Consider the following 318-nt stretch of genomic DNA (forward strand, 5'->3'; position numbering starts at 1 on the left):
ATGATTGGCAGCTGGCCCTGATTCGTGGCGAGCTGACGCTGACCGGAGTGACGTTGCAGCATCCGGGAGCCGGTGATGGGGAAACCCGTATAGATCAAGTCGCGCTGGATATTGATACCGGTCAGGTGCAAAACAAACTGATCGAGATTACCCGTTTGCAGCTCGATGGCTTGCGATTGGCGGCAACCCGTCAGGGAGATCAGCTGCTGGTTGCTGGATTATCCTTGCCTCTGACAACCTCCGGGGCGGCACCTGCCGAAGTACAGCCAACTGACAGTGAAGCCACCCCCTGGGCAGTTCGGCTGGAGCATATCAGCC

The 318-nt window shown here is 58.2% G+C and carries 1 protein-coding gene; it reads left to right on the top strand.

Annotated features, from left to right (window positions below; genetic code table 11):
• On the top strand, nucleotides 1-318 hold a 318-nt coding region (locus tag Q4563_RS18260; protein ID WP_303605515.1), incomplete at both ends, for a hypothetical protein.

Source organism: Gilvimarinus sp. 1_MG-2023 (assembly GCF_030548285.1).